Consider the following 26,086-nt stretch of genomic DNA (forward strand, 5'->3'; position numbering starts at 1 on the left):
CAGCCGTCCGCGGCGCGGATCCCGCCTTTGTATCTTCCAGGGAAAGCGATAGGTTGGGCGTGCGCAACATGCCAGGGGTGAAACGGCGATGAAACGCGCGGACCCGTTTCCGGTCCGCTGATCAGACCGGGGAAGGGGGCACCGCCGCCGCGCCCGCCTCCAGGTAACGCTTGAGCTCGCGCAGGTCCTCGGCCATCTGCCGGGCGGGGTTCTCGCGCGACAGGCGCGCCAGGAGCCGGCCCGCTTGGCCCAGGGGCGGCTGGTAGGCGATCGTCGCAGTCACCACTGTGCCCGCTCCGTCGGGCGCATCGTGGAATTCGACTCGGCCGTGGTTGGGAATGTCGGCGGTGGCCTCGGCTTCCCAGGCGATGCGTTCGCCCGGCACGTCCTCGACCACGTGGGCAATCCATTCGACCAGCCTGCCCAGCGGCGCCTTCACGGTCCATCGCGACCGGCGGTCGTTGATGACGTCGATGGATACGATGTGGCGCATGAAGCGCGGCAGGTTCGAGAAGTCTCGCCAGAAGCGGTAGATTTCCTGGCGCGGCCGGTCGATGACGATGGCATGGGTTGCCGCCGCGGCGGACAGCCAGCCCTGTTCATGGGCGATGCGCCGCTCCAGCGGCGAAGCCGAGACTGCCCGCTTGACGGGGCAATTGCCCGTGGCGGCGCGCCATAGCAGGCCGGCGGCCACGGCGCTGGCTAGGTCGCCGGCCAGCCCTCCGCGGCGCAGGCCCCAGAGCAGAAGCAGCGATCCGCCGGCCGCTGAGCCCAGCCGTTCGGCGGATCCCAGATTGCGTTCCGGATCCCGGCCGGCAGCGGGGGAGAAGGATGGGGCGGGGGGCAGGCTCGTCCGGTCGTCCATGCGGCTCTCCATGGCAGGGGCGGAAGGCGCAGCAAGCGGCGTGCCGTCGCGCCATCCGGCGGAAATGCCGGATGGCGTGTAAAAGTTGCCGCGCCATGTCGGTAAAAGGGAACGCGTGCCGGTGGCGTAGACTGGCTGTTCCGCATGACCGCAGGAGGCACGATGGAGACAGGCATGGGCACGGGCTACCGGCGCTACGTGGCGTGGCTGGCGCTGGCGTTCGCGGTGGTCTGGGTGGCGCTGGCCATCGACCCGCTCGACCGTTCGGACTGGGCGCTGGAGAACGTGCTGGTGATCGGATTCTGCGTCGGGCTGGCCGCCAGCTGGCGGCATTTCCGGTTTTCGCGCCTGTCGTACACCTTGATCTTCGTCTTCCTGTGCCTGCACGCGATAGGCGCTCACTATACCTACGCCAAAGTGCCCTACGACGCATGGTGGCAGGTGCTGGCCGGCCGCAGTTTCAACAGCCTGTGGGGCTGGGAGCGCAACAATTTCGACCGCGTGGTGCATTTCTCGTACGGGCTGCTGCTGGCCTATCCGATACGCGAGGTCTTCCTGCGGGTGGCCGATGCCCGGGGATTCTGGGGCTATTTCCTGCCGCTGGAGTTCACCCTGGCGACCTCCGCCATGTTCGAGCTGTTCGAGTGGGTGGCGGCCGAGGTCTTCGGCGGCGACCTGGGCGTGGCCTACCTGGGCACCCAGGGCGATGTCTGGGACGCGCACAAGGACATGGCCCTGGCCGCCTGCGGGGCCGTGGTGGCGATGATCGCCACGGCCGCCGTGAATCGCTGGCTGCAGCGGGATTTTTCGCGGGAGTGGTCGGACAGCCTGCGGGTCAAGGACCCGCGTCCCTATGGCGAGGAGGAAATCGCCCGCATGGTGCGGCAGGCGCAGGACTAGCGGCGGCCGGCGCCGCGGGCCGGAGCCCGCGGCGGTGGAGCCGGTTCAGGCTTCGCGCTTGAGCCTGCGCAGCAGCAGGGGCAGCACCAGCGCGGCCGCGGCCAGGGCGAGCAGCGTGGCCGAGGTGGGCGTCGATACCAGGATCAGCGGATTGCCCTCGCCCACGGCCAGGGCGCGCCGCAGCTGGGTTTCCGCCATGGGCCCGAGGATCAGTCCGATCAGCACCGGCGCGATGGGGAAGTCGTACACCCGCATGACGTAGCCCATCAGCCCGATGCCGAACATCAGCGCCAGGTCGGACCAGGACGTGGCCACGCCCCAGATGCCCACCATTGCGAAGATCAGGATGCCGGCGTACAGGTAGGGCCGGGGAATCAGCAGCAGGCGCACCCACAGGCCCACCAGCGGCAGGTTCAGCACCAGCAGCATCAGGTTGCCGATGTAGAGCGAGGCGATCAGGCCCCAGACCAGGTCGCCGCTGTTGGTGAAGAGGAAGGGGCCGGGCTGCAGGCCGTAGCTCTGGAAGGCGGCCAGCAACACCGCCGCCGTGGCCGAGGTCGGCAGGCCCAGGGTCAGCAGGGGTACCAGCACGCCGGCCGCGGCGGCGTTGTTGGCGGCTTCGGGGCCGGCCACGCCCTCGATCGCGCCCTTGCCGAATTCCTCGGGGTGCTTGCAGAGCTTGCGTTCGATCGTATAGGACAGGAAGGTGGGGATCTCGGTGCCGCCGGTGGGCAGCGCGCCGATGGGGAAACCCAGCGCGGTGCCGCGCACCCAGGGCTTCCAGGATCGCTTCCAGTCCTGGCGCGTCATCCAGGTGCCGCCCGACAGCGGGTTGATGCGCGGCGGGGCCTTGCTGTAGCGGCTGGCGACATACAGGATCTCGCCCACCGCGAACAGCGACACGAGCACCACCGTCAGTTCGATGCCGTCGAGCAGGTCGGCCGAGCCGAAGGCCAGGCGGGCCTGCCCGGTCTGGCCGTCGATGCCCACCACGCCCATGGCCAGGCCCAGGAACAGCGCGATGAAGCCGCGCACGCGCGAGGTGCCCAGCACCACCGAGACGGAGGTGAAGGACAGCACCATGAGGGCGAAGTAGTCGGCCGGGCCGAACACGAAGGCCAGCTCGGCGATGGCCGGCGCCACGAAGCTCAGGGCCAGCGTGGCGATGGTGCCGGCCACGAAAGAGCCGATGGCGGCGGTGGCCAGCGCGGCGGCGCCGCGGCCGGAGCGGGCCATCTTGTTGCCTTCGAGCGCGGTCATCATGGAGCCGCTTTCGCCCGGCGCGTTGAGCAGGATGGAGGTGGTCGAGCCGCCGTACATGGCGCCGTACAGCACGCCGGCGAACATGATGAAGGCGGCGGTGGGGGCGATCTGCACGGTGACCGGCAGCAGCAGCGCGATGGTCAGCGCCGGGCCGATGCCGGGCAGCACGCCGATGGCGGTTCCCAGCACCGAGCCGAGGAAGGCCCAGAACAGGTTCATGGGCTGCAGCGCGACGCCGAATCCGGACAGCAGGGCGTTGAAGGTATCCATGGATCACCACCCCGCCGGAGGAAAGGCCTCGCCCAGGCTGACGCCCAGTCGGGAGAAGCCGAGCCAGCAGATCACGCCCAGCGCGAGGCCGATGGCGCAGTCGAACACCACGCGCCGCGAGCCGAAGGCGCGGGTGACCAGGGCGAAGGACCCCATGGCGGTCAGGGGAAAGCCGAGCGGCTGCATGGTCAGCAGGGGTAGCGCGGCGCCGGCGGCGGCCCAGAGCAGGGCCGGGCGCGAAGCGCCGGTATCGGCCTCGGCGTTCTCCACTTCCTGGGGCGAGAAGGTCTCGCCGCGGGCGATCTGCACCAGCAGCAGGATGCCCAGGACGATCAGCGCCGCGCCGATGGCGCTGACGAAGAAGCCCGGGCCCAGCGCGGCATAGCCGCCGATCTGGGGCAGGGTGCCGCCTTCATAGAGCCAGACCGCGCCTATGATCATGACGGCCAGGCCCAGCCACCACGGGCGCCTTTGCGGGGTTGTCATCGTGTCGTCTCCGATGGGCGCCGGCGGCGGCGCCCGGTGCCTTCTCGTGTGGGCTTGGACCTTACTTGACCAGTCCGACGTCCTTGAGCACCTCGGCCTGGCGCGCCTTTTCCTTGGTCAGGAAGGCGGCGAAGTCGTCGCCGGCCAGATAGGCGTCGTCCCAGCCGCGATCGGCCAGCGCCTTCTTCCACTCGGCCGAGGCGTGCAGCTTGGCATAGCGCTGCAGCCACATGTCGCGGCCGGCCTTGCTCATGCCGGGCGCGCCGATGATGCCGCGCCAGTTGCCGATGACGACGTCGTAGCCGCTTTCCTTGAGCGTGGGCGCGTCGATGCCGGGCAGGCGTTTTTCGGAGGAGACGGCGATGATGCGGATGCGGCCCTGGTCGGCGAAGGTCTTCAGCTCGGACAGGCCCGAGATGCCGATCTTGGCCTGCCCGCTGGCCAGCGAGGTGACGACTTCGGCGCCGCTGGTGTAGGGCAGGTAGTTGACCTTGGTCGGGTCGAACTTGGCCGCCTTGGCGAGCAGGGCGGCGGTGACGTGGTCGGTGCCGCCTATCGAACCGCCGGCCACGGCGGTGCCGCCGGGGTTGGCTTTCATCGCCTGGACCGCGTCGGCGATGGTCTTGATGGGCGAGTTGGGCGCCACCACGATCGCGCCGGCGTCGTCGGTCAGCCGCACCAGCGGCACGGTCTGGTCCAGCGTGATGGGGGACTTGTTGGTGATGATGGCGCCGACCAGGATCGCGCCCATGGACATGATGGCGTTGTCGTCGCCCTTGCCGGTGCGCACGAACTCGGCCAGGCCGATGGTGCCGCCCGCGCCGCCCTTGTTGGTGACCTGGAAACCGTCGGTGAAGATGCCGGTCTGCTGCATGACCTGCAACGGCACGCGCGCGGCGCCGTCATAGCCGCCGCCCGGGCCGCCGGGGGCCATGACCTTGGCGGGGGCCGCGATGCCGGCCAGCGGCACGACGGCGATGGCGAGGGCTGCAACCGTTTTCTTGACGAACTTCATGCATGTCTCCTTGCTGCGGTGGAATACGGGAACGGCAAGGGGCCGCTCCGCGACGAATACAGTATCCGCCCAAACCCGCGCGGGCGGGAAGTCATTCCCACGGCGGCACCAGCACCACGCCGTCCATGAGCCTGCGGGCCGTGCGGCTCATGGCCACCCGCGCGACGCTCCAGCGTCCGTCCTGGCTGCGTGCCTGGGCGCCCACTTTCAACGTGCCCGACGGGTGGCCGAAGCGCAGTTCGCCGCGGGGGCCGCCCAGCACGTCGGCCAGCACCGTGCCGGGCACGGCGGCGGTGGCCGCGATCGCCACCGCGCCGGTGCCCGTCATGGCGTGGTGCAGCTTGCCCATGGAGAAAATGCGCACGTTCAGGTCGATGTCGCCGGCGCCGATGGCGCGGCCGCTGGAGGCCGTATAGGCAGCGGCGGGGGCGGCGAAGGCAAGCTTGGGCGTGTGCTGGCGGTGCGTGGTGGCATGGGCGGCATCGGGCGCCAGCCCCATGGCCACGGCGGCATGGGCGCGGATGGCCTCGACCCGCGCCAGCAGTCCGGCGTTGCCGTTGATGTCGGGCTGCAGTTCGGTGCCAGCCAGCCCAAGGGACGAGGCGGCCACGAAAACGGTGGGATTGCCGGCATTGACCAGCGTCGCCCGGATTTCCCCCACTGCCGGAATGGTCAACACGTCGGCCGCGTGGCCGGTGGGGAACATCGCGCCTTCGGGGCCGTCGCCGCCGCCGGGGTCCAGGAATTCCAGCCGCACTTCGGCCGCCGGAAAGGTCACGCCATCCAGTTCGAAGTCGCCCAGCTCCTGGACCTGGCCGCCCCGCACCGGCACGTGGGCGATGATGCGCTTGCCCAGGTTGGCCTGCCAGATGCGGACCACGGCGATGCCGTCGCCATCGGGCCGCACCAGTCCGCGGTGGATGGCGAAGGGGCCGACGGCGGCGCTGAGGTTGCCGCAGTTGCCGCTCCAGTCGATGACCGGCTGGCCGATGGCGACCTGGCCGAACCAGTAGTCGACGTCGCAGTCGGGGCGGGTGGCGGAGCCCACGATGACCACCTTGCTGGTGCTGGAGGTGGCGCCGCCCATGCCGTCGATCTGCTTCTCGTAGGGATCGGGGCTGCCGACCACGCGCATCAGGACGCGGTCGCGGGCGGCGGGGTCGGAGGGAAGGTCGGCAGGCAGGAAGAACACGCCCTTGCTGGTGCCCCCGCGCATGTAGAGGGCGGGAATGGCACGCTGTCTGTCGGTGGCGGTCATGGCGGATCGAATTGCCGGTTTCGGATTGTTTTCAGGAAACGCGCCCATATCTGCGAGGTTACTACGAGGCGCGCGGGAATGCCCGGGCTGCCGGCAGGGATGTGGCGCGCAGTCCTTCCCGGCCCGGCCGGAATCGGTGCAAACTAGCTCCTTCGCCGTTTCCTACCCGGAACCGGCGCGGCTCGCGTTTCGTTCCATCAACCTTTCGACGAGATAGCCATGACCCGCAAGACCCCCATCGAGCGCTACCGGAACATCGGCATCAGCGCGCATATCGACGCCGGCAAGACCACGACGACCGAGCGCATCCTGTTCTACACCGGGGTCAATCACAAGATCGGGGAAGTCCATGACGGCAATGCCACCATGGACTGGATGGAGCAGGAACAGGAGCGCGGCATCACCATCACCTCCGCCGCCACCACGGCGTTCTGGAAGGGGATGGCCGGCAACTACCCCGAGCATCGGATCAACATCATCGACACCCCGGGGCACGTGGACTTCACCATTGAGGTCGAGCGCTCCATGCGGGTGCTGGACGGCGCCGTCATGGTCTACGACTCGGTCGGCGGCGTGCAGCCGCAGTCCGAGACCGTCTGGCGCCAGGCCAACAAATACCATGTGCCGCGCATGGCCTTCGTCAACAAGATGGACCGTGTCGGCGCGGACTTCTTCCGCGTGCAGCGGCAGATCGTCGACCGCCTGAAGGGGCGGGCCGTCCCCATCCAGATCCCGGTGGGCGCCGAAGACCATTTCGAGGGCGTGGTCGATCTGGTCAAGATGAAGGCCATCATCTGGGACGAGGCCAGCCAGGGCGTGCGCTTCGAGTACCGGGACATCCCGGCCGGGCTGCAGGCCACGGCCGTCGAGTGGCACGACAAGATGGTGGCCGAGGCGGCCGAGGCCGACGACGAGCTGATGGACAAGTACCTGAACGGCGACACGCTGACCGAGGACGAGATCCGGCGCGGGCTGCGCAAGCGCACCGTGGCGGGCGAAATCGTGCCCATGCTGTGCGGCAGCGCGTTCAAGAACAAGGGCGTGCAGGCCATGCTCGATGCCGTCATCGACTACCTGCCGTCGCCGGTGGACGTGCCCGCCATCAAGGGCGTGGACCTGCACGACGGCGAGATCGAGCGCCATCCCTCGGACGACGAGCCGTTCTCGGCGCTGGCCTTCAAGATCATGACCGACCCCTTCGTCGGCCAGCTGATCTTCTTCCGGGTGTATTCGGGCATCGTGCGCTCGGGCGACACGGTATTCAATCCGCTCAAGGGCAAGCGCGAGCGGCTGGGCCGCATCGTGCAGATGCACGCCAACGAGCGCCGCGAGATCAAGGAGGTCTACGCGGGCGACATCGCGGCCGCCGTGGGGCTGAAGGAAGCCACCACCGGCGACACGCTGTGCGAGCCGGATCATCCCATCATCCTGGAACGGATGGTGTTCCCCGAGCCGGTCATCTCGCAGGCGGTCGAGCCCAAGACCCAGGTCGACCAGGAAAAGATGGGCATGGCGCTGAACCGCCTGGCGCAGGAGGACCCGTCCTTCCGCGTGCGCACCGACGAGGAGTCGGGCCAGACCATCATCTCCGGCATGGGCGAGCTGCACCTGGAGATCCTGGTCGACCGCATGAAGCGCGAGTTCGGCGTCGAGGCCACGGTGGGCAAGCCGCAGGTCGCCTACCGGGAAACGGTGCGCTCGGCGGTGCGCGACGTCGAGGGCAAGTTCATCAAGCAGTCCGGCGGACGGGGCCAGTACGGCCACGTGGTGATCTCGCTGGAGCCGCAGCCGGCCGGTTCGGGCTATGCGTTCGTCGACGCCATCAAGGGCGGCGTGGTGCCGCGCGAGTTCATCCCCGCGGTCGACAAGGGCATCCAGGACACGCTGGGCTCGGGCGTGCTGGCGGGCTATCCGGTGGTGGACGTGAAAGTCACGCTGACCTTCGGTTCGTACCACGACGTGGACTCGAACGAGAACGCGTTCCGCATGGCCGGCTCGATGGCCTTCAAGGAAGCCATGAGGCGTGCGAATCCGGTGCTGCTCGAACCCATGATGAGCGTCGAGGTCGAGACGCCCGAGGACTTCATGGGCAACGTGATGGGCGACCTGTCGTCGCGGCGGGGCATGGTGCAGGGCATGGAGGACATCGCCGGCGGTGGCGGCAAGCTGGTGCGCGCCGAGGTGCCGCTGGCCGAGATGTTCGGCTACTCCACCACGCTGCGTTCGCTCACGCAGGGGCGCGCCACGTACACCATGGAGTTCAAGCACTACGCCGAGGTGCCGCGCCAGGTGGCCGAGGCGGTGATCGGCGCCCGCAAGCAGGGAGGCTAGGGCCGGGCGGCGAGCCCCACGCCGCAGCCCGGCGTGCCGGGAAGCGTCAGGATGCCGTTTGCGACGCTCAGGCCCGTGCAGGGGTCGTCCAGCAATTGTTCGTGTTCGGACAGTTCGCAGGCGTAGGGCAGGGCGGCGATCGTGCTGGCGGCCTGGGCGTTCATGGCCTGCATGAGCGCCGGGCCGAACGCGGCGCCCACGCGGCATATCACGCCGCCGGCTTCGCAGATGTGGACCGCTTCCATGAAGTGGCGAAAGCCGCCCAGTTTGGTGACCTTGAGGTTGACCGCGTCGACGACCCGGTCGGCGACGAGCCTGTGGATGTCCTGGACGGTGACGGCGCTTTCGTCGGCTTCGATGGCCGTGGGCAGGCTGCGCGCGAGCAGCGAGAGGCCCGCCCAGTCATGGGCCGGAACAGGCTGTTCGATCAGCGCGATGTCGTACCGCTCCATGCGCGCGAACGCGGCCATCATCTGCTTGGCGTGGTATGACTGGTTGGGATCCAGCGTCAGTACGACCTCGGGCCCGACTGCTCCACGGACGGCGGCGACGCGAGCGATGTCGAGTTCGGTCTCGCCGGACAGCTTGAGCTTGAGTTGCCGGTATCCGCCCGCCGCCAGTGCGGCGGCGTTGGCCGCCATCTCCGAAGGCGGTTTGATGGAAAGAATGCGGGACAGCGGCAGCTCGGCACGGACCTGTCCGCCGAGCAGGGCGCTGATCGGCACTCCCAGGCGCCTGGCCAGCAGGTCGTGCAGCGCCATGTCGATGGCGGCCTTGGCGCTGTACTGGAATGCCAGTTTGCGATCGACGTCGCTCATGATCGCCGCGATCTCGTCCAGCCGCCTACCCGTTACCACGGGCGCCAGCAGTTCGAGCGCGGTCCGCACGCCTTCGCCGTGGGTGGTGATGGCAGGAATGGCATGGGCATAGCCCAGTCCGGTCGTGCCGGCGTCGTCGGTCAGTGCCAGCAGATAACCCTCTATCGACGGCACCGAAGCCCGGGCGAACTTCCAGGAGGCGTCGCGCATGCGCTGGGGGCAGGGTATGACGGATACGTGGACGACGTGCATGGCTTACTCGGAATGTACGGTTGGCGTCGCGAGGGCGTCGAACACCGCGGCGACGTCATCGATCGCATCCAGCCGCATCAGGCGGTCGATGGCCTCGTCGATTCTGCCGGGGGCGATGACCCCGTCGGCATTCGAGCGGAATTTCCGGATGTAGTCTTCTTGCGAGATGGGGTTGGCGCGCGTGCCGCGCACACTCTCGATGACGTGCTCGAGACAGGAGCCGTCGTTCAGCCGGATGCGGACGTGGGCGCCGGCCTTCTTCGGGTCGGCGCTTTGGGAGGCATGGGCTTCGTACGCCACCTTGTCGGCCAGGGCGTTGATGACCGGGTCCGCTAGCGCCTCGGGACTATAGGCGTGCTTGTCCATGCCGCCGCGCACCAGGGCCTCGGCCAGCGAGTGCTGCAAGCTGATGCGGCCATGCCAGGAGGTCAACGGCCGCAGCTTCTCGGCCGCCGGTTCGCAAAGCGTCGCCACGGAGCTGGGAGCGATCCGGCAGCGGATCTCGGCAATGTCGGCGGGCGCTATCGCATGCGCCGCCTTCAGGGCGAGTACCGCGTCGACATAGGGATGAATGGTGAACGCGCTGGGGTAGGGCTTGGAGGCCACGTTGAGCAGCTCCCACCGGCCGCCGAGCTCGTCTGTCGCCTGGACGTAGCGGAAGGCCGACGGCTCGGCTTTCTGGACGTGCGTCTGGAACCAGCCGAAGCGTCCTTCGAACACCAGGCGCGGACCGCTGATCCCCTCCCGGCCCAGCGCGACCGCGCGCACGGCCTGGCTCGCCGCCATCCCGACGTGGAGCGTCTTGGTCGATGCGCCGTCTTCCCATGACGCCATCAGGCCGCCGCACATGCTGGCGCAATGGCCGATGGCATCGACGAGCTGCCGGCAATCGAGATGTTCCAGCCAAGCGAGCGCGTAGACGGCGCCGAATGCCCCCATGATCGCGGTCGGATGTATACCCACGCCATGAAGGCGCATGGGGGACACCAGGCCGAGCCGGCAACTGAGCTCGCTGCCGATGATCACCGCCTGCATCAGGCGGGCCCCGGACAGGTGCGACGACTGGCAGTAGGGAAGGGCGATCGAGAAGGGCGCCACGGTGGGATGGACGAAAGACTCGATGTGCGTATCGTCGAATTCCAGCAGCGAAGACATGACGCCGTTGACGAACGCGGCGCCCGAGAGCGACAGCGATTGATCGAAGCCCAGGCTCCTGGCCTGCGAGCCGGCGTCGGTCCGCGCCATGGCGCGGACCGCGGCATGGACGGGTTCGAGCGGCCTGGCCGCGAGCATGACGCCGACCGCATCGAGGATCTGCAGCCGGGCGAGATCCTTGACGTCGCGGGGAATGTCGGTCCATGACAGGTTCGTGGCCCAGTCCGCGAGCCGTTCGCTCATTCCATGCATGGCCCTAGTCCATTTTGATGGTGATGGATCGGCCCAGCCGCGACCACTGGCCGTATTCGGCGCGCAGGAATTCGACGAACTTCGCCCCGCCCAGCGCGCTCGGCGTCGAGCCCTGGTTCTCCAGGGTCTGCTTGAAGGCCGCGTCCCGGAATACGCCGTCCACGGCCCGGTCCAGCGCGGACAGGACCGCCGCCGAGGTGCCCCGCGGCGCGAAGATGCCGTACCACCCGGCCAGCTTCACCTTGCCGAGTCCGCTCTCGGCCAGCGTCGGTACGTTGGGCAGCATGGGCGAACGTTGAGGCGACGTGACGGCAAGCGCCGTCGCCTGGCCGGACTGGACGTAGGGAAGTCCCACCTGGAGATCGGAGAACAGCAGATCGATGTGCCCGGCGTGAAGATCGATCAGCGCGGGGCCCGCACCCTTGTACGGTATATGGACCAGATTCGCGCCGGTCTCGTGCTTGATGAGTTCCGCCGCGACATGAGGAAGCGTACCCGTGCCCGAGGAGCCGATGTTCAGGCCGGCGGAGCCGGCTTTCGCGCGGGCGGAGATTTCGCCCAGCGTCCCGATGCCCGATTTCTTGCTGGCCATCAATATCATCGGAGCGGTGGCGATCATCCGTACCGCGATCAGATCGCGGAACGGATCGTAGGGTACCTTGGTCAGCGCTGGATTGATGGTGATCGGGCCCTGCAGGCCCAACAGCAGGGTATAGCCGTCCGGTGCGGCGTTCACGACCGAGCCGGCGCCGATGACGCCGCCGGCGCCGGCCTTGTTCTCGACCACGACAGGCTGGCCGAGCTGCCGCGCAAGCGCTGCCGCCAGGGAGCGCCCCACCAGATCGGTGGGGCCGCCAGGCGCGTAGGGAACGACCAGCTTGATCGGCTTGGCGGGGTACCGGATATCTTCGGCATGGGCGCCGGGTGCGCAGTAAAGGCCGGCAAATACCAGGCAGAGCGCGCGGATGCGATAGGTCAACGCCATGGGTCTCCTCGTTTTTGTTCGTGCTCTTGAAGCGTGGCACCGGGTACGAGGATTACATCACAGCGTTGTTTCGCTGGGCGAAAAGTCCGGAAATAGGTGCGGGCTACCGCTCCGCGATGCCCGGTACGCCGCGCCGTATGGCTTGGGAGAAATCCGGATCGGCATCGGCGTCCCGCGCCCGCTGCGTGATGCGGCCCAGCCGCTTCAGTTCCGCCAGCGGGTGCGAGGTGTCCAGCCCGCGCACGTCGTAGATATAGCCCGGCAGATAGCCGGCCAGAACCAGCCGGTAGTCCATGGGCAGGCCGGGAATGATCCGCGTCATCATGTGGTAGACGATGGTCGTGCAGTTGGCCGTGATGGTGTGGTAGAAGCGCGGCGTGGACACGAGCTTGTTGGCCTCGTCCACGTAGGCCAGGAACAGCGACATCATGGCCTCGCGCGGCATGGACACGCGGTACAGGTAATCGTCTTCCCCGCGGATGTTGGTGCGCACCCGGACGATGTCGCGTTCGTCCGCCGCCACGACGCTGGTCTCGAATTCCTTGAAGAAGCCGCCGATGGACGAGAACTTTTCGTGCCGCTCCTTGCGGATCTCGACCGAGAACACCAGATGCCGGCCGTCCTCGAAGCCGAACGACACCAGTGTGTGGGCGATGGCCTCGATGGTCCAGTAGGACAGGATCAGGTCCACGCTGGCCAGTCTGGTCAGGTCGTAGCTGCGCGTCTCCCAGCGCGGGGTGTAGTCGGCCGGGCCGCGCCAGTCGAAGTTGCGCACGTTGCGCAGCGTGACCATGTGGCCCTCGACCTGGCCCGTGGTCATCTGCGCGACGTCGTCGGCCCAGACCCGGTCGTTCGACGGCGCGATGCCGTGCCACCAGGCCAGCAGCAGGCCGAAGCCCACGACGTACAGGCCCGCGCCCCAGGCGGGCCGCCCCGCCAGCGTCAGCCACAGCATGCCCAGGCCGAAGATCGCGGCGGCCACGGCCGCCGCGATCTTGACGGGCAGCGGGCCGGGCACCTGATAGCGCAGGGCGAAGGCGGCCCACAGGGTGGTGGGCAGGAAAACCAGGACGGCCAGCGCCGACAGTAGAAAGGTTCGCATGGGCCCGAACATACCATCGCCGGCGACGATGCGGCAGCCCCCTTGCGAAGGCGCCCCGCAATGCGCTTGCTAGCTGGTACAGTTGTCGGCGACGTTCCTCGGCTCAACGCTCGCGACCATTCATGACGCTTCCTGTCTTCTCCGCCCGCCTCGTGGCCCGCTGGCTGCTGATCCTGATGCTGCTGGCCGGCGCCTATTTCTTCAGCGGGTTCCTCGTTCCCGGCCTGGCCGCGCTGATCATCGGCCTGGCCAGCTGGCCCCTGTACCGGCACTGGGTCCGGTTCTGCGGCGGCCGCACGGCGCTGGCGGCCTCCGGCGCGCTGCTGGTCATCGTGGTCGGGCTGATCGTGCCCTTCGCCTACGCCCTGTCTTATGCCATCCAGGAGGCCAGCAATCTCGTCCGCTGGCTGCTCGAAGCCAACCGCGAGGGCCTGGCCGTCCCGCACTGGGTGACCGGGCTGCCGCTGGTGGGCGAGCGCCTGGCGGGATATTGGGAGGAACACCTGTCGCGGCCGCACGCGCTGGGCGCCTGGGTGCAACTGATCAGCGGCGAACACCTGGGCAACATCTACCGAGTCGTGCTGTCCTCCACGGGCAACGTCTTCCATCTGGCGCTGACGGTGGTGTTCATGCTGATCATCCTGTTCTTCGTCTACAAGGACGGCGAACGCATGGTCGGCCAGCTCGACACCGTGGGCGAACGCGTGCTGCCGGTGCGCTGGACCCGCCTCTCGCGCGTGGTGCCGGCCACCATCAGCGCGACCGTGACCGGCATGGGCCTGATCGCCATCGGCGAGGCCGTGGTGCTGGGCACCGCCTACTGGATCGCGGGCGTCCCGTCGCCGGCCCTGCTGGGCCTGATCACCGGCTTCATGGCCCTGGTGCCCGGGGGCGCCCCGCTGGCCTTCACGCTGGTCTCGCTGTACCTGATCGGCTCGGGCAAGCTCATCGCCGGCATCGGCCTGTTCGCCTGGGGCACGCTGGAACTCTTCATCGTCGACAAGACCCTGCGCCCCCGCCTGGTGGGCGGCCCCGTCAAGCTCCCCTTCCTGCCCACCTTCATCGGCCTGGTGGGCGGCGTACAAACCATGGGCCTGGTCGGCCTGTTCGTCGGGCCCGTCCTGATGGCCCTCCTGGTCGCCATCTGGCGCGAATGGCTGCGAGAGGAAAGCCCCCCCCGACGCCCTTACGGGCGCCCCCCAGGGGGCGGCGCTGGCGGACCGGCGAAGCCGGATCCGCGGCGCCCTGGGTAGGGGGAGCAAAAAAATGGCCTCGCTTCAAAAAAAAGCGAGGCCATTTTTTCTTCATTTCCAACTGCCGGCAGCCAGCGGCAGCACCTCTGCTTCGAACCAATATCACGGTACTAGACCCAGGATGCGGTGGATCCGGCTCCGCCGGTCCTCGCGCATCGCCCCCGGGACCCGGCGCCGGGCCGCCCCAAGGCGGGTCCCGGCCCCCTTGGGGGGCTGCCGCGTAGCGGCTGGGGGCTCACCAGACTGGGCGCCCGTCAGCGCGTAGGGGGGGTCAACAAATGCCTTGCGCCATCATCGCGTCGGCGACTTTCACGAAGCCGGCGATGTTCGCGCCGTCGACGTAGTTGATGGAGCCGTCGGCGCGGCTGCCGTGGCGTACGCAGTTTTCGTGGATGTCCTTCATGATGGCGCGCAGGCGTTCGTCGACTTCGGCATGGTGCCACGACAGGCGCTGCGAGTTCTGCGCCATTTCCAGGCCCGACACGGCCACGCCGCCGGCGTTGCTGGCCTTGCCGGGGGCATACAGGGTGCCCGCATGGGTGAAGACGTCCACGGCTTCCAGCGTCGACGGCATGTTCGCGCCTTCGGCCACGCACAGCACGCCGTTGCGGACCAGGGTCTCGGCGTCCTTGTGGTCCAGTTCGTTCTGGGTGGCGCAGGGCAGGGCGATGTCGACCGGGATGTGCCAGGGGCGCTTGCCGGCCTCGAACGACAGCTTGTTGCGCGCGGCGAAGTCGGCCAGGCGGCCGCGCTGGACGTTCTTGAGATCCATGATCTCCTTGAGCATGTCGACGCTGATGCCGTCCTTCACGTACAGGGTGCCGTCGGAGTCGGACAGGCTCACGACCTTCGCGCCCAGGTCCAGCGCCTTCTCGGCGGCGTACTGCGCGACGTTGCCCGAGCCGGAAATCGACACGGACTTGCCGTCGAAGCTCTGGTTCTTGCGATACAGCATCTGTTCGGCGAAATAGATGGTGCCGTAGCCGGTGGCCTCGGGGCGCATCAGGCTGCCGCCGAAGGCCAGGCCCTTGCCCGTGAACACCGCCGCGGCGCTGTTGGACAGCTTCTTCATCATGCCGGCCATGAAACCCACTTCGCGGGCGCCCACGCCGATGTCGCCGGCCGGCACGTCGGTGTCGGGGCCGAGGTGGCGGTAAAGCTCCAGCATCAGGGCCTGGCAGAAGCGCATGACCTCGCCGTCGCTCTTGCCCTTCGGGTCGAAGTCGGAGCCGCCCTTGCCCCCGCCCATGGGCAGGGTGGTGAGCGAGTTCTTGAAGGTCTGTTCGAACGCCAGGAAGCGCAGGATGGACAGGTTGACCGACGGGTGCAGCCGCATGCCGCCCTTGAAGGGGCCGATGGCCGAGTTGTGCTGGATGCGGAAGCCGCGGTTGACCTGGGTCTGGCCGCGGTCATCGACCCAGCTGACGCGGAACTGGATGATGCGCTCGGATTCCACCAGCCGCTCCAGCAAGCCATGCTCGGCGTAGCGCGGGTGCTTCTGCAGGAAGGGCCAGAGGCTGGTCATGACCTCCTTGACGGCTTGCAGGAACTCCGGCTGATGAGGATCGCGCAGGGCGACCTGCGAGAGAAAGCTGTCTAGGCTGGCGTGTTTCAATATCGGCTCCGTTGAATGTCCGGGCGCTTGGGGTCGTCCTGCCGCAATCCGCTGGGAGCGGCGTCGAGGGCTGCACCTTATGCGTGCGGCAATTGCTCTGATGTGGTGCGTTACACCGAAAAAACGCGGCATTGTAATCGCGTTTTTCCGTCATCATGTCGGTAACCCACGACTTTATGCACTTATTTAGTGCGATCTTTAAAAAGGGACGGAGCGTGGCGGTCGGGTGTTTTCGGGTGTTTAAATAGGGACGGAACGAGGCGGGGACGACCCCGCTGGACATGACGAATGGGGACGGCCCCGCAATCAGGAAAAAACCATGGCTTGGACCCTTTTGATCATTGCCGGACTGATGGAGGTCGGTTGGGCGATCGGCTTGAAATACACCCACGGATTCACGCGATTGTGGCCTTCGGTGGGCACCATCGCCGCCATCGTCGTCAGCATGGCGCTGTTGGGCGTGGCGATGCGCACGCTGCCGGTAGGCACCGCCTACGCCATCTGGGTGGGCGTGGGCGCGGTGGGTACCGCGGCGCTGGGCATCCTGTTGTTCGGCGAGGCCGCCAGCCCGGCGCGCCTGATCAGCCTGGGGCTGATACTGGCGGGTATCATAGGGCTGAAACTGGCTTCCTAGCGCGCATTTCCATTCCATGACCACCGCCGCCCACGACGGACCCCTAGGTATTTTCGACTCCGGCGTGGGCGGCATCAGCGTGCTGAGCGCCATCCGGCAGGCCTTGCCGCACGAAGACCTGCTGTACGTGGCCGATAGCGGCCATTTGCCGTATGGAGAGAAAACGCCGGCCTACATCGTCTCGCGCGCCCTGCGCCTGGCCGAATTCTTCCTGTCGCACCGGGCCAAGGCGGTGGCCATTCCCTGCAACACGGCCACGGCGGTCGCGGTGGAGGCCCTGCGCGAACGCTATCCGGACCTGCCTATCGTCGGCATCGAACCCGCCGTCAAGCCGGCGGCCCGGCTGACGCGTTCCGGCGTGATCGGCGTGCTGGCCACCACGGGCACCCTGCTCAGCGACCGCTTCCATGCGCTGGTCCGGCGCGAGGCGCCGGACGTGGAAGTACTGCTCAAGCCTTGCCCCGGTTGGGTGTCGCTGGCCGAGGAAGGCTGGACGCCCGACCAGGACCGTCTGGTGGCCGAGCCGCTGGCGGAGCTGGTCGAGCGCGGCGCCGACGTGCTGGTGCTGGGCTGCACGCATTTTCCCTTCCTGATCGATCCGATCCGGCGCCACGTGGGGCCGGACGTGGCGGTGCTGGAGACCGGCGTGCCTTTCGCCCGTCAATTGCAGCGGCAGTTGCTGGCCCGCGGACTGGCGCGCGAGACGGGCGAGGGCGGCGTCACTTTCATGACCAGCGGCGATCCGGCCGAGGCCGCGCGGCGCATCGCGCGCCTGACCGGGCAGGAGACCGCGGTGGCGCGCCTGCCTCGGGAATATCGCTGAGCGCGGAACGCCGGCCCGGATTCGCGAGCGGGGTAGGGCCTTTCCGGCCCGGCCCGGGGCGATGGGGTATCCTCACGCCTTCCGCGGGCCTTCGCGCCGCGCCCGGCCGGTCCAGCGCCGCCGTTTCCACGGACACCTCGGGAGCCTTCATGTCGCTCGAACAGAACTACACCTCCATACTCGAACAGCTCGGCGAGGACCCTGGCCGGGAGGGGCTGCGCGATACGCCCAAGCGCGCCGCCAAGGCCATGAAATACCTGTGCCAGGGATACACGCAGAACCTGGACGAGATCGTCAACGGCGCCCTGTTCTCGTCCGACACCAACGAAATGGTGCTGGTCAAGAACATCGAGCTGTATTCCCTGTGCGAACACCACCTGCTGCCTTTCATCGGCAAGGCCCACGTGGCCTACCTGCCCAACGGCAAGGTGCTCGGCCTGTCCAAGGTAGCGCGCATCGTCGACATGTACGCCCGCCGCCTGCAGATCCAGGAAAACCTCTGTCTGCAGATCGCCGAGGCGGTCCAGGAAGTGACCGATGCCCTGGGCGTGGCGGTGGTCATCGAGGCCCAGCACATGTGCATGATGATGCGCGGGGTCGAGAAGCAGAACTCGTCCATGGTCAGTTCCGTCATGCTGGGCGCGTTCCGTGAGAATCCCTCGACCCGGGCCGAGTTCCTCGAACTGATCCGCTAGCCAGCGCGGCCGCGCCACTCCGGCTTCCGCACCAGCCGGGTGCGGATTTTCTTTTTGCTGCCCGTGGATGGTGCGATGCCGCGCCGCCATGGCGCGCCGCGCCTCGCGCAGGGAGTGGTTTTGCCCCTGGCCCGGTGTTTGCTAAGCCTTCGGTAGTGGTTTACCCCAGTCGCGCCCCCAAAATCGAGGCGCTATATTTTTGCCACTGTTCCGTATATGAGATGAGGTTTCGTATTTAAGACGACGAACGATGCCGGCCCAGCGATCGAATAACACTATCGCAGTGCCCGGCCCCCCGCAACCACGGGGATGGAGCGGTTCCGCTTCCGTTCGTCGCCGGATCGAGGCTTCGGTTCCTACAGGCCCGCAACATGAATGAAATCGAGTTCCGCAAGGTTGGCAAGCGCTTCATGGACCGCCAGACGGGACAGCCCCGTACGGCCGTCACCGACGTCAACCTCAGCATACGCAGCGGCGAGGTGGTGTCCATCATCGGCCCGTCGGGCTGCGGCAAGAGCACGCTGCTGAACATGGGCGCCGGCCTCTATCTGCCCAGCGAGGGCGAGGTCTACGTGGGCGGCGAGCGCGTCACCAAGCCCGTGCGCAAGGTGGCGTTCATGCTGCAGAAGGACTTGCTGATGCCGTGGCGCACCATCCGCGCCAACGTCGAGCTGGGCCTGGAGATCGACGGCGCTCCCGCCCGCGAGCGTAAGGTGATCGCCGACGAGCTGCTGGCCAAGTGCCACCTGAAGGGCTTCGAGGAACACTATCCCTACCAGTTGTCGGGCGGCATGCGCCAGCGCGCCGCGCTGGCCCGCACGCTGGCCGTGGACCCGCAGGTGCTGCTGCTGGACGAACCGTTCTCGGCGCTGGATGCGCAGACCAAGATGGTGCTGCAGCAGGACCTGGCCAAGATGGTGTACGAGAAGCGCAAGACGGCGCTGTTCATCACCCACGACCTGGTGGAGGCCATCGCGCTGTCCGACCGCCTGCTGGTCATGAGCGAGCGCCCCGGCACCATCATCGAGGAAATCATCGTCGACCTGCCCATGCGCGACAACCCGCTGGAGCGGCGCAAGCTGCCGGAAATCGGCCCCTTGCAGGGACGCCTGATGGAGTTGCTGAAGGTCGGCAAGGAAACCGCCGAACTGCACTGAGCCGTCCAATTCTCCCGATCACGCACGTTGCGCCCGTGGGCGCCCATTCTTCACAGGAAGCCCTATGAAAAAAGCTCTGGTCTCGTTCAGCTTCAAACTGGCCGCCGTCGCCGTGGCTGTCGCCTCGCCCTTCGCCGTCCACGCCGCGCCCGAGGAAGTGAACTATCTGCTGCCCGCGCCGCCCACGCTGCCGGCCTTCGCCCCATGGATGATCGCGCAGCAGCGCGGCTACTACGCCGACGAGAACATCAAGGTCAATTTCGTGCTGGGCAAGGGCGGCGTCGACGTGGCCAAGCAGATCGGCGCCGGCAATGCCGTGATCGGCGGCGCCATCGGCGATACGCCCATCATCGTCCGCGCCAACGGCGTGCCGGTGAAGGCCGTGGCGGTGCTGGGCGCCGGCTCGCTGTCGGCGCTGGCGGTCAAGAAGGACGGCCCGATCAAGTCGGTGTCCGACCTCAAGGGCAAGACCCTGACCGTGATCTCGTACAGCGACACGACCTATTACGCGCTGCTGGGCACGTTGAAGAAGTACAACCTGAGCAAGAACGACGTGTCCATCCAGGCCGCGGGCCCGGCCGGCGTCTGGCAGTTGTTCGCCGCCGGCAAGTCCGAGGGCATGGCCGCCACGCCCGACTGGCTGGTCGATGCCGACGAGGCCACCAACGGCAACGTCGATTACCTGAAGATCGACAAGCCGTTCAACAGCATGGCGCAGGCCATCATCGCCTCGGACGAGACGATCAAGAAGAATCCGGACCTGATCAAGCGCCTGGTGCGCGCGACCCTGCGCGGCATGCAGGACGTGATGAAGGATCCCAAGAGCGCCGCCGCCACCTACGCCCAGGCCGCGCCGGCCTTCAAGGGCAAGGAAGAGAAGCTCGAGCGCATCCTGCGCCTGTACAACAAGTACGTGTACGCCGACCAGAAGGTGCTGGGCCAGATGGACACCGCCCGCCTGGCGGAGGTGCAGAAGTTCTACGTGTCGGAAGGCATCGTGTCCAAGGCCGCGCCCTTGACCGATCTTTATACGAACCAGTTCGTCGGAGTTGAGCGGTAATGTCTGTATCCGTATCCAACGAAACCGCGCCCGTCGAAGCGGGCGCCAGCAAGCCGGCGGGCCGTCCGTTCCTGTCCGGCAAGGTCGCCACGGCGGCCGGCAGCCTGCTGGTCCTGGTGGTGTTCCTGGCCGCCTGGGAATGGGGGCCCGGCCTGCTCAAGATGCCGGAGTTCATCCTGCCCCGCTTCAGCCGCGTGGTCCAGGAATTCGGCCACATGTGGCAGAACAGCGAACTGCTCATGCACAGCGGCATCACAGCTTTCGAGGTGATCGTCGGCTTCATCCTGGGCGCCTTGCTGGGCCTGGTGGTGGGCGTGGTGCTGGGCCTGTCGCCCACCACCGAGTCCATCCTGTCGCCGTACATCCTGGCGCTGCAGATCGCCCCCAAGGTGGCCTTCGCGCCGCTGTTCGTGATGTGGCTGGGCTACACCATCTATCCCAAGATCCTGGTCGCCATCCTGATCGTGTTCTTCCCGGTCATGATCAATGTACTGTCGGCGGTGCGCACCGTGGATCCGGACATGGTCAACCTGGTCCGCACGCTCAACGCCAGCCGCTGGCAGATCTTCCGCCTGGTCGAGTTCCCGTCGGCCCTGCCGGCGCTGTTCTCGGGCCTGCGCATCGCCTCGACGCTGGCCGTCATCGGCGTGACCGTGGGCGAACTGGTCGGGGGCAACCTGGGCCTGGGCTTCCTGCTGGTCGACGGCGAGGGGCAGGGCAACACTTCGGCCGTGTTCGTCACGATCGCGGTGCTTACGCTGATCGGCATCGTCGCCTACGCGGGCGTCGTCTGGGCCGAGAAGCGCGTACTTCACTATCTGCCGCGCGCGGCCACCACCACGGTCTGAGCGCGGGTAATGGGAGCAATGTTGGATTCAAGCACTATCGGTAATCTCCTGCGGGGCCGCCGCATCCTGGTGACGGGCGCGGCGCGCGGGCTGGGCTACGAGTTCGCGGTGGCGCTGTGCCAGGCCGGCGCGCAGGTGGCCATGGCCGACATCCTGGCCGACACGCTGAAGCAGGCGGTCGAGTCGCTGCAGGCGCGGGGCTTTCCGGTGCATGGCATCGAAGTCGACCTGGGCGACAAGGCCTCGGTCGAGCAATGCGCGGCGCGCGCCGTCGAACTGCTGGGCGGGCTGGACGGGCTGGTGAACAACGCCGCCATCACCAACTCGGGGGGGCGCACGGCGCACCAGCTCGAGGTCGAGGTGTGGGACAAGGTCATGCAGGTCAACGTGCGCGGCACCTGGCTGATGTCCGTGGCCTGCCACGCGGCGCTGAAGGCGTCGGGCCGGGGCGCCATCGTCAACCTGGCGTCGGACACGGCGCTGTGGGGCGCGCCCAACCTGATGGCCTACGTCGCCAGCAAGGGCGCGGTCACGGCGATGACGCGGTCGCTGGCGCGCGAGTTCGGCGCCGACAACATCACCGTCAATGCCATCGCCCCGGGGCTGACCCTGGTCGAGGCGACGGAGTACGTGCCCGAAGCGCGGCACCGGCTCTACCATGACCAGCGCGCGATCCACCGCGAACAGGTGCCCGAGGACGTGAGCGGATCGGTGCTGTTCGCGCTGTCGGACCTCGCGCGCTTCGTCACCGGCCAGCTCCTTCCGGTCAACGGCGGATTCGTGATGAATTGAAAAAAGCGGGCGGCGTGGCCGGCACCGCCTGCCGGGACCGGTATCATTCCGTCCGCAAGCCATCAGACAGTCGGTCACACCATGAGCAAAGGGAACATCTCGGAGGTCGCGCAGGACAAGTATCTCGTCCCGGCGCTGGAGCGCGGCCTGCTGTTGTTGGGACAATTCAGCCACCTCGACCGCAAGCTGTCGGCGCCCGAACTGGCGCGCCGCCTCAGCCTGCCGCGTTCCACCGTCTTCCGGCTGTTGATGACGCTGGAGTCCATGGGGTTCGTCCAGCGCGCCGAAGGCGGACATGACTACCGGCTGGGGCTGGCCGTGCTGCGGCTGGGTTTCGAATACCTGGCCTCGCTCGAGCTGACCGAACTGGGCGCGCCCTTGCTGGAGCGCCTGCGGGGCGAGATTGGGTTCTCGTGCAACCTGGTCGTGCGCGACGGCCGCTCCATCGTCTATGTCGCCAAGTCGTCGGCGCCCACGCCATTCACCAGCTCGGTCCACGTCGGCACGCGGCTGCCCGCGCACGCCACGGTGCTGGGCCGCGTGCTGCTGGAGGACCTCACGCTGGACGAGCTGCGCGAGCTGTTTCCCGAGGAACACCTGGCAAGCTATTCGTCCAGCACGCCCACGACCGTGATGGACCTGTACGAGCTGGTGCAGAAGGATCGCGAACGCGGCTACGTTCTGCAGGAAGCCTTCTTCGAGGCGCGGGTCTCGACCATCGCCGCGCCGGTGCGCGACGCCACCGGCCGCATCGTGGCCGCGCTGGGCGCCACGATACCCTCGTCGCGCTTCGAGCCCGAGCGCATCGACGACCTGGTCGGCCGGGTGCGCAGTACCGCCATGGAGTTGTCGCGTCTCCTGAATTATTCGCCCGAGAAGATGCAGGCCATGGGCCGGGTCGTCAATCTGTGAGCGTTGCGGTGGTGGGGGCCGGACCCGCGGGCCTGATGGCCGCCGAGGTCCTGGCCGAAGCCGGCATCGCGGTGGACGTCTACGACGCCATGCCGTCGGCCGGCCGCAAGTTCCTGCTGGCCGGCATAGGTGGTCTGAACATCACCCATTCCGAACCGGCGGCCGCCTTCCTGGCCCGCTACGGCGATCGCGCCGGGGCGCTGGCGCCCATGCTCGAGGCGTTCGGCGCCGAGGCCGTGCGCGAATGGGTGCATGGCCTGGGCATCGACACCTTCGTCGGATCCTCGGGCCGGGTCTTTCCCAAGGAAATGAAGGCCGCGCCGCTGCTGCGCGCGTGGCTGCACCGGCTGCGGGGGCGGGGAGTGCGCCTGCACATGCGGCATCGGTGGCTGGGGTGGGAGGCGGGCGGCGCGCTGGCCTTCGATACGCCGGCCGGCCGAACGGTCCGTCGCCACGACGCGGTGGTGCTGGCCCTGGGCGGCGCGAGCTGGCCGCGGCTGGGCTCGGACGCGGCCTGGGTGCCGTGGCTGGCCGGGCGCGGCATACGCATCGAGCCGCTGGCGCCGGCCAATTGCGGTTTCGAGATCGACTGGAGTCCGCACTTTCGCGAGCGCTACGCGGGACAGCCGGTACGCGCGGTCACGCTCGCCCTGTCCGACGAGCGGGGCGAGTGGCGCCGCGGCGGCGAGTTCGTCGTGTCGGGCTACGGTGTCGAGGGCAGTCTGATCTATGCCGCTTCGGCCCGCCTGCGCGAGGGCATCGCCCGCCACGGCCGCGCCGAGCTGCGGCTCGACCTGGCGCCCGGGCTGGGCATCGAGCGCGTGGCCGAGGAACTGGCGTGGCCGCGCGGCAGCAAGTCCATGGCCAACCATCTGCGCGCGCGCATCAAAGTGGACGGCGCGAAGGCGGGCCTGTTGCGCGAGATCGTGCCGGCCGCCGACTTCCAGGATCCTGCCCGGCTGGCCGCCTGGGTGAAGTCGCTGCCCTTGACGCTGCGCGCGCCGCGGCCCCTGGCCGAGGCCATCAGCACCGCCGGCGGCGTGGCGTTCGACGCCATGGACGAACACGGCATGCTGCGCGCGCTGCCCGGCGTCTTCTGCGCCGGCGAGATGCTGGATTGGGAGGCGCCCACCGGCGGCTATCTGCTGACGGCCTGCCTGGCCGGCGGCCGCTGGTCGGGGCAGGGCGCCGCCCGTTGGTTGGCGCGGCGCAACGGCGCTTGACCTTGCCATCGTGGGAAGGGAAATACTGGCTACACCATTACGAAAGGAGTCATGCCATGTTTGAATTCCAGGTGCAGGGAATGAGCTGCGGACACTGCGTCAAGTCCGTCACCCAGGCCGTGCAGGCCGCTTATCCCCAGGCCCACGTCGAAGTCGACCTGGGCGCCGGCAAGGTACGCGTCGACGAGGCCGGCGATGCCGCGCGCATCGCCAGGCTGATCGAAGAGGCCGGCTACACGGTGTCGGGTTCAGAAACCGTCTGATCGCCGAACAGCGCGAGTTGTCCGCCGGGGGCGCCCAGGCGCACGCCCAGTCCCATCAGCCTCACGGCGCGCGGGTTGCGGCGGAAGGCCGTGGCCAGCAGGATGCGGAATTGTTCCTCGTCCAGCGCCGCGCCCACGCCTTCGGCGGTGGTGCGGTTGAAGTCCGAGAAGCGCAGTTTCACGAACAGCTTCTGGATGTGGTTCTGGGCGTCGGCGCGCCGTACGCGCGCGTCGAGCTGGTCCAGCATCTCGCGCAGCAGGTCCTGGCACGCCTCCAGCGTGTGCAGGTCGGTGACGAAGGTCTGCTCCACGCTGACCGACTTGCGTTCGCGGGTGGGCGAGACCTCGCGGTGGTCGATGCCGCGGCACAGGTCGTGCAGGCGTTCGCCGAACACCCCGAATTCGTCGCGCAGCCGGTCGTGTTCCCATGTCCGCAGGTCGGCGCAGGTCTCCACGCCCAGCGCCTTGAGCCGCGCGCCGGTCACCTTGCCCACGCCGTGCAGCTTGGAGACGGGCAGGGCCGCCACGAAGGCGTCCACGTCCTGCGGGCGCACCACGAACAGGCCGTCGGGCTTGTTCCAGTCGCTGGCGATCTTGGCCACGAACTTGCTGGGCGCCACGCCCGCCGAGACGGTGATGCCGACGGCCTGGGCCACGCGCTGCCGGATCTCGCCGGCGATCCGCGTGGCGCTGCCCTGCAGCCGGTCGCTGCCGGTCACGTCCAGGTAGGCCTCGTCCAGCGACAGCGGCTCGACCAGTTCGGTGTAGTCGCGGTAGATATCCATGATCTGCGCCGAGGCCACGCGGTACATCTCCATCCTGGGCGGAATGATGAGTAGGTCCGGGCACAGCCGCACCGCGCGCGCCGACGACATCGCCGAATGCACGCCGAATTTGCGGGCCTCGTAGTTGCAGGTGGCCACCACGCCCCGGGTCTCGGGCCGCCCGCCCACGGCCAGCGGCCGGCCGCGCAGGCTGGGGTCGTCGCGCATTTCTATCGATGCGTAGAAGCAGTCGCAATCGCAGTGGATGATCTTGCGCATGGCCGCATTCGCCGGTTGCCCGCGCCTATTTCAGGCTGAGCTTCGCGTAGCGATAGAAGCTGCCGGCGGCCGCGGTGGCCGCGAGCAGGAACCCGTGGCGGCCGTCCAGGAAGCCGCGCTTGAAGACGTACAGCCGCACGAAGGTCCAGGCGCCGTGCCCGATGGCGGCGCCCACGCCGGCGCGCCGGCCGCGCGCGTGCAGGGCCTGCGCGCTGTCGCTGGAATAGCGGTTCATCTTGGCGATGGCGCTGTCCAGGTCGGGGTAGGTGTAGTGCAGCAGATGCGGCGCCAGGTGACCCGCCTCGCCGTCGGCGACCACCTTTTCGTGCACCAGGTCGTCGCTGAATCGGGCCGTGCCGCGCCGGAACAGGCGCAGCACCCGGTCGGGCCACCAGCCGCTGTGCCGGATGAAGCGGCCGCAGAAACTGGACAGCCGCGGCATGTCGTAGGCATCGTGGCGCGGGGCGCGCAGGACGTCGGCGATCGCGGCGGCCAGTTCCGGCGTCACCCGTTCGTCGGCATCCAGCGACAGCACCCAGTCGCCGGTGGCCAGGGCCAGCGCGCGGTTCTTCTGCGGGCCGAAGCCGGGCCAGTCGGGGGTGATCTCGACCCGGGCGCCATGCCGGCGCGCGATGTCCACCGTCTCGTCGGTGCTGCCCGAATCGACCACGACGATCTCGTCGGCGAAGCGGACCGATTCCAGGCAGTCGGCCAGGTTGCGGGCCTCGTTGCGGGCAATGATGATGACGGACAGGCGCATGGCGCATGCGGAGCAGGGTGGCGATGCCGCCATTACAGCATGGTGGCCGGGGGACG

25 protein-coding genes are annotated in these 26,086 nt (G+C 68.1%); 13 read left to right on the forward strand and 12 right to left on the reverse strand.

Annotated elements, in window-relative coordinates:
* Nucleotides 1-121: 121 nt before the first annotated feature.
* Nucleotides 122-865 carry an SRPBCC family protein gene (locus tag EV675_RS25210; RefSeq protein WP_165404768.1) on the reverse strand — a complete coding sequence of 248 codons (744 nt, stop codon included), beginning with the start codon at nucleotides 863-865 and terminating at the stop codon, nucleotides 122-124.
* Between the two features lie 162 nt (nucleotides 866-1,027).
* Here EV675_RS25210 and EV675_RS25215 point away from each other — a divergent pair, with 162 nt between their 5' ends.
* Nucleotides 1,028-1,765 (forward strand): DUF2238 domain-containing protein, encoded by a 738-nt coding sequence (locus tag EV675_RS25215; protein WP_165404769.1) that lies wholly within the window; start codon nucleotides 1,028-1,030, stop codon nucleotides 1,763-1,765.
* Nucleotides 1,766-1,810: 45 nt separating this feature from the next.
* On the opposite strand, the gene EV675_RS25220 is transcribed toward EV675_RS25215, so the two are convergent.
* From EV675_RS25220 to prpF, 4 genes are all read right to left on the reverse strand, one after another.
* Complete coding sequence (locus EV675_RS25220; RefSeq protein ID WP_130361147.1) at nucleotides 1,811-3,298, reverse strand: tripartite tricarboxylate transporter permease; 1,488 nt, start codon at nucleotides 3,296-3,298, stop codon at nucleotides 1,811-1,813.
* 3 nt (nucleotides 3,299-3,301) lie between these two features.
* Nucleotides 3,302-3,784, reverse strand: a complete 483-nt coding sequence (locus tag EV675_RS25225; RefSeq protein WP_130361149.1) for a tripartite tricarboxylate transporter TctB family protein — start codon at nucleotides 3,782-3,784, stop codon at nucleotides 3,302-3,304.
* A gap of 61 nt (nucleotides 3,785-3,845) precedes the next feature.
* Complete coding sequence (locus EV675_RS25230; protein WP_130361151.1) at nucleotides 3,846-4,799, reverse strand: Bug family tripartite tricarboxylate transporter substrate binding protein; 954 nt, start codon at nucleotides 4,797-4,799, stop codon at nucleotides 3,846-3,848.
* Nucleotides 4,800-4,890: 91 nt separating this feature from the next.
* Nucleotides 4,891-6,057 carry a 2-methylaconitate cis-trans isomerase PrpF gene (gene prpF, locus EV675_RS25235; protein ID WP_130361153.1) on the reverse strand — a complete coding sequence of 389 codons (1,167 nt, stop codon included), beginning with the start codon at nucleotides 6,055-6,057 and terminating at the stop codon, nucleotides 4,891-4,893.
* Nucleotides 6,058-6,276: 219 nt separating this feature from the next.
* On the opposite strand from prpF, the gene fusA reads away from it, so the two are divergent.
* Nucleotides 6,277-8,388, forward strand: coding sequence for an elongation factor G (gene fusA / locus EV675_RS25240; protein WP_130361155.1), 2,112 nt, complete (start codon nucleotides 6,277-6,279; stop codon nucleotides 8,386-8,388).
* Here the strand turns inward: fusA and EV675_RS25245 are convergent.
* From EV675_RS25245 to EV675_RS25260, 4 genes are all read right to left on the reverse strand, one after another.
* The gene (locus EV675_RS25245; protein WP_130361157.1) at nucleotides 8,385-9,458 is read right to left on the reverse strand and encodes a mandelate racemase/muconate lactonizing enzyme family protein; all 1,074 of its coding nucleotides are present in this window, start codon (nucleotides 9,456-9,458) and stop codon (nucleotides 8,385-8,387) included. The two genes, fusA and EV675_RS25245, sit on opposite strands and share 4 nt — an antisense overlap.
* A 3-nt stretch (nucleotides 9,459-9,461) precedes the next feature.
* Entirely contained in the window at nucleotides 9,462-10,865 is a 1,404-nt protein-coding gene (locus EV675_RS25250; RefSeq protein WP_130361159.1) for an MmgE/PrpD family protein, read from the reverse strand.
* A 4-nt stretch (nucleotides 10,866-10,869) separates the two neighbouring features.
* Nucleotides 10,870-11,850, reverse strand: coding sequence for a tripartite tricarboxylate transporter substrate binding protein (locus EV675_RS25255; protein ID WP_130361161.1), 981 nt, complete (start codon nucleotides 11,848-11,850; stop codon nucleotides 10,870-10,872).
* A gap of 103 nt (nucleotides 11,851-11,953) precedes the next feature.
* Nucleotides 11,954-12,952 (reverse strand): Lnb N-terminal periplasmic domain-containing protein, encoded by a 999-nt coding sequence (locus tag EV675_RS25260; protein WP_130361163.1) that lies wholly within the window; start codon nucleotides 12,950-12,952, stop codon nucleotides 11,954-11,956.
* Nucleotides 12,953-13,074: 122 nt separating this feature from the next.
* On the opposite strand from EV675_RS25260, the gene EV675_RS25265 reads away from it, so the two are divergent.
* Nucleotides 13,075-14,205 carry an AI-2E family transporter gene (locus tag EV675_RS25265; RefSeq protein WP_130361165.1) on the forward strand — a complete coding sequence of 377 codons (1,131 nt, stop codon included), beginning with the start codon at nucleotides 13,075-13,077 and terminating at the stop codon, nucleotides 14,203-14,205.
* Nucleotides 14,206-14,476: 271 nt separating this feature from the next.
* Here EV675_RS25265 and gdhA read toward each other — a convergent pair whose 3' ends face one another.
* Nucleotides 14,477-15,820: an NADP-specific glutamate dehydrogenase gene (gene gdhA / locus EV675_RS25270; RefSeq protein WP_207222050.1), complete on the reverse strand. Its 1,344-nt coding sequence runs from the start codon at nucleotides 15,818-15,820 to the stop codon at nucleotides 14,477-14,479.
* A gap of 319 nt (nucleotides 15,821-16,139) precedes the next feature.
* Between gdhA and sugE the strand changes: the two genes are divergently transcribed.
* The 10 genes from sugE (at nucleotide 16,140) to EV675_RS25320 (ending at nucleotide 24,227) form a co-directional block, all read left to right on the forward strand.
* Complete coding sequence (gene sugE, locus EV675_RS25275) at nucleotides 16,140-16,454, forward strand: quaternary ammonium compound efflux SMR transporter SugE (protein WP_130361169.1); 315 nt, start codon at nucleotides 16,140-16,142, stop codon at nucleotides 16,452-16,454.
* 16 nt (nucleotides 16,455-16,470) lie between these two features.
* Entirely contained in the window at nucleotides 16,471-17,277 is an 807-nt protein-coding gene (gene murI, locus EV675_RS25280; protein ID WP_130361171.1) for a glutamate racemase, read from the forward strand.
* A gap of 149 nt (nucleotides 17,278-17,426) precedes the next feature.
* Nucleotides 17,427-17,972: a GTP cyclohydrolase I FolE gene (folE, locus tag EV675_RS25285; RefSeq protein WP_124690531.1), complete on the forward strand. Its 546-nt coding sequence runs from the start codon at nucleotides 17,427-17,429 to the stop codon at nucleotides 17,970-17,972.
* Nucleotides 17,973-18,343: 371 nt separating this feature from the next.
* Nucleotides 18,344-19,129 carry an ABC transporter ATP-binding protein gene (locus tag EV675_RS25290; RefSeq protein ID WP_130361173.1) on the forward strand — a complete coding sequence of 262 codons (786 nt, stop codon included), beginning with the start codon at nucleotides 18,344-18,346 and terminating at the stop codon, nucleotides 19,127-19,129.
* 64 nt (nucleotides 19,130-19,193) lie between these two features.
* A complete protein-coding gene (locus EV675_RS25295; RefSeq protein WP_130361175.1) occupies nucleotides 19,194-20,189 on the forward strand; it encodes an ABC transporter substrate-binding protein in 996 nt (331 codons plus the stop codon).
* The gene (locus tag EV675_RS25300; protein ID WP_130361177.1) at nucleotides 20,189-21,037 is read left to right on the forward strand and encodes an ABC transporter permease; all 849 of its coding nucleotides are present in this window, start codon (nucleotides 20,189-20,191) and stop codon (nucleotides 21,035-21,037) included. The genes EV675_RS25295 and EV675_RS25300 overlap by 1 nt, the downstream gene beginning before the upstream one ends.
* A gap of 18 nt (nucleotides 21,038-21,055) precedes the next feature.
* The gene (locus EV675_RS25305) at nucleotides 21,056-21,829 is read left to right on the forward strand and encodes an SDR family oxidoreductase (protein ID WP_130361179.1); all 774 of its coding nucleotides are present in this window, start codon (nucleotides 21,056-21,058) and stop codon (nucleotides 21,827-21,829) included.
* Between the two features lie 81 nt (nucleotides 21,830-21,910).
* Nucleotides 21,911-22,741: an IclR family transcriptional regulator gene (locus tag EV675_RS25310; RefSeq protein ID WP_130361180.1), complete on the forward strand. Its 831-nt coding sequence runs from the start codon at nucleotides 21,911-21,913 to the stop codon at nucleotides 22,739-22,741.
* On the forward strand, nucleotides 22,738-23,964 hold the full coding sequence (locus tag EV675_RS25315) for a TIGR03862 family flavoprotein (protein WP_278044780.1): 1,227 nt from the start codon (nucleotides 22,738-22,740) through the stop codon (nucleotides 23,962-23,964). Before EV675_RS25310 ends, EV675_RS25315 begins: the two co-directional genes overlap by 4 nt.
* 56 nt (nucleotides 23,965-24,020) lie before the next feature.
* Nucleotides 24,021-24,227, forward strand: a complete 207-nt coding sequence (locus EV675_RS25320) for a heavy-metal-associated domain-containing protein (protein WP_130361182.1) — start codon at nucleotides 24,021-24,023, stop codon at nucleotides 24,225-24,227.
* On the opposite strand, the gene dinB is transcribed toward EV675_RS25320, so the two are convergent.
* Together dinB and EV675_RS25330 are read right to left on the reverse strand one after the other, a co-directional pair.
* Entirely contained in the window at nucleotides 24,197-25,270 is a 1,074-nt protein-coding gene (gene dinB / locus EV675_RS25325; RefSeq protein ID WP_130361184.1) for a DNA polymerase IV, read from the reverse strand. The genes EV675_RS25320 and dinB overlap by 31 nt on opposite strands.
* 25 nt (nucleotides 25,271-25,295) lie before the next feature.
* Nucleotides 25,296-26,030, reverse strand: a complete 735-nt coding sequence (locus EV675_RS25330; RefSeq protein WP_130361186.1) for a glycosyltransferase family 2 protein — start codon at nucleotides 26,028-26,030, stop codon at nucleotides 25,296-25,298.
* Between the last annotated feature and the right edge of the window lie 56 nt (nucleotides 26,031-26,086).

The sequence above is a fragment of the Pigmentiphaga kullae genome, assembly GCF_004216695.1.
Taxonomy (GTDB): Bacteria; Pseudomonadota; Gammaproteobacteria; order Burkholderiales; family Burkholderiaceae_B; genus Pigmentiphaga; species Pigmentiphaga kullae.